Origin of the sequence: Delftia sp. JD2, assembly GCF_001682645.1 — a bacterium.
Classification (GTDB): domain Bacteria; phylum Pseudomonadota; class Gammaproteobacteria; order Burkholderiales; family Burkholderiaceae_C; genus Comamonas; species Comamonas acidovorans.
Map to the genome: position 1 here is coordinate 1 of NZ_LFJT01000129.1, position 2,539 is coordinate 2,539.

The 2,539-nt window shown below is 67.2% G+C and carries 2 protein-coding genes; both read left to right on the forward strand.

All coding sequences use genetic code 11. The features are described 5' to 3' along the window. Nucleotides 1-1,509, forward strand: a 1,509-nt coding sequence (tssI, locus tag ACM14_RS30125) for a type VI secretion system Vgr family protein (RefSeq protein WP_139093535.1), incomplete at its 5' end; no start/stop codon positions are given. 78 nt (nucleotides 1,510-1,587) lie between these two features. Beyond that, on the forward strand, nucleotides 1,588-2,539 hold a 952-nt coding region (locus ACM14_RS30130), incomplete at its 3' end, for a DUF6531 domain-containing protein (protein WP_254662169.1).

Here is a 2,539-nt window from a genome sequence, read left to right on the forward strand (position 1 = left end):
CAGTCCTGCCACCGGGCGCTGGCCACGGGCTACACCTTCAGCCTCTACAACTACCCGCGCGGCGACCAGAACCAGCAGTACCTGATCACGGGCCTGAGCTACCACTTGAAGGAGAATCCCCGCGTCAGTGCCGTGGCGCCCGGCGCCAAGGGCAGCGCCGCGGAAGACGGCTCCTTCCAGCGCTACGAGTTGCAGGCCCAGCCCACGAGTCTTGCCTACACGCCACAGCGCACCACGCCCAAGCCGCGCACCACGGGCCCGCAGACCGCCGTCGTCGTGGGCCCGGCCGGAGAAGAAATCTGGACCGACGAATACGGCCGCATCAAGGTGCAGTTCCACTGGGACCGGCTGGGCGGCATGAACGAGAACTCCAGCTGCTGGATCCGCGTGGCCACGAACTGGGCAGGCCCGGGGTTCGGGGCCATCTCCATTCCGCGCATAGGGCATGAAGTCGTCGTCGACTTCCTCAACGGCGACCCTGACTACCCGCTGGTCACGGGCTGCGTCTACAACGCGGCCAACATGCCGCCCTGGGCGCTGCCGGCCAACGCCACGCAATCGGGCATCAAGACCAGATCGAGCAAGGGCGGCGCCGCAGGCGCGGGCATGAAGAACGGCCCGGGCGACGCCAACGCCATCCGCTTCGAGGACAAGGCGGGCGCCGAACAGCTGTGGCTGCATGCCCAGAAGGACCAGCTCACCGAAGTCGAGAACGACGAAGACAAATGGGTGGGCAACGACCGGCGCAAGACCGTGGACCGTGACGAAACCAACGTCATCCACCGGGACCGCACGGAGACCGTGGACCGCGACGAGACCATCACCGTGCACAACAACCGCACGGAGCGGGTGGACCACAACGAGAAGATCAGCATCGGCGACAACCGCAATGAGGATGTCGGCATCGACGAGAACATCTCCATCGGCAAGAACCGCAGCAAGACCATCGGCAAGACCGAGACCGACAAGATAGGCCAGAACTGGCACGTCACGGTGGGCCTGCTCAAGACCCAGACCATAGGCATGGCCTACATGCAGAACGTGGGTGTGATGAAGATGATGAACATCGGCGTCAACTACATGGAGAACATCGGTGTGGCCATGCAGACCACGGTCGGCATGAGCCAGAACCTCACCGTGGGGCAGGAGCGCCAGGTCAAGGTCGGCAGCAAGCAAAGCACGGAAGTGGGCTCGCAGTACTCGCTGACCGTGGGCGGTGGTGGCGGTGGTGGTGGCGGTGGCGGTGGTGGCGCGGGAGGCGGAGCCGGTGGCGGCATGGCCATGAACATCACGGCGCCCGGTGGCGGTGGTGGTGGCGGCGGCAGCGGTGGGGGCGGAGGCGGCAAGGCCTCCCAGCTCACCATGGATGGGCAAAGCATTGAGCTCAACGCCGCCAAGATCCGGCTCGAAGCCCAGCAGGAAATCCTGCTGACCTGCGGCGAAAGCACCATCCGCATCACGCCCGGCGACATCCAGATTCTCTCGCCCACGGACAGGCTCAACTGCTGAGGCCCGCATGTCCTGCAACCCCTGCACTCCCCGCATCCACCCTCCCGTTCTCTCTCATCTCTCCAGGAGCAGCCTCGCATGAGTGGCCAACCCGCAGCCCGCATCACCGACAGCGTCGTCAAGGGCAAGATCGTCACCGGCTCGCTCACCGTGCTCATCGGCAGCCAGGGGGGCCTGGCCTGCTCCGTCTGCCCGGACGGCATCACCGTCAGCTCCCCCGTCAACCCCCAGCTGGGCGCCAAGGTCCTGCTGGGCGCACAAGACCTGGACTTTGCCCTGCCGTCGGCCGCGCTGCCTGTGGCCTGGCAGCGCCAGTACAGCAGCTACGTCAACCCCGAGCACGGCGCGGCCTGCGGCCTGCTGGGCCATGGCTGGCACCTGCTGCAGGAGCTCAGCATCCGCCTGCAGGACGAGGCCACCTTGCTGCTGGATGCCAGCGGCCGCGTCATCACCTTCGACCAGCCTCTGGTGCCGGGCGGCCAGCTGCACAGTGCCAGCGAGGACATCTGGCTGCTGCGCGGCGGCAGCACGGAGCCGGACGGAGGTACTGCGCCCTGGGCCGCCAATCCTCGGTGGTCGCATGTGGAACAGGCACTGGTGCGCAACCCGCAAGCCATCCTCGCGGTCAGCGGCGATGGCGACACGCTCTGGGGCTTTGGCCCTGCGCCCGGTGAACCTGTCGACGGTCCCTGGCGGCTCATGGCCCAGATCGACCGCTTCGGGCGCCGCCAGCTCTACCACTACAGCGACGGCACCACACCCGAGGCCGGCCACAGTGCCAGCAAGGACCTCATCCCCGCAGGCCGCCTGGTCTCGCTGAGCGACGGCACAGGCCGGCGCTACCGGCTGCTGCACCAGCGCATCCATGGTGGCAAGGACGCGCAGGGACTGAACGGACTGTGGGGCGCCGACGACGGCTGGCGAGTCACAGGCGTGGACCTCACACAGGACCCGTTGCATCCCCTGTCCACCCCCATCGCCCTCGTGCGCTACGGCTACAGCAGCGCAGGCGACCTCATCACCGTCCACG